Annotated in this window: 1 protein-coding gene; it reads left to right on the forward strand. The window is 63.4% G+C overall.

Features of this window, described 5'->3' with window-relative positions; translation table 11 throughout:
- On the forward strand, positions 1-235 hold a 235-nt coding region (locus NLU14_RS22910; RefSeq protein ID WP_275710940.1), incomplete at both ends, for a TonB-dependent receptor domain-containing protein.

Below are 235 nucleotides of genomic sequence, written 5' to 3' on the forward strand. Positions count from 1 at the left end.
CAGGGCGGCTCGTCCTCGGCGCTCAACGGGCTGACGCTGAACGACCAGCGCAAGGAGAACAAGTTTACCGGCACCGCGATCCTTTCGTGGAAGCCGGTCGACAACATCCTGCTCTATGCAAGCTATTCGCGCGGCTACAAGGCGGGCGGCTTCAACCTCGATCGCTCGGCCTTCAAGAATCCGAACCCGGCCCAGCCGCTGCCGATCTTCCCGATCAGCCTGGCCAATGCCGGCT

The sequence above is a fragment of the Marinobacter iranensis genome (assembly GCF_029207565.1).
GTDB classification, from domain to species: domain Bacteria; phylum Pseudomonadota; class Gammaproteobacteria; order Pseudomonadales; family Oleiphilaceae; genus Marinobacter; species Marinobacter iranensis.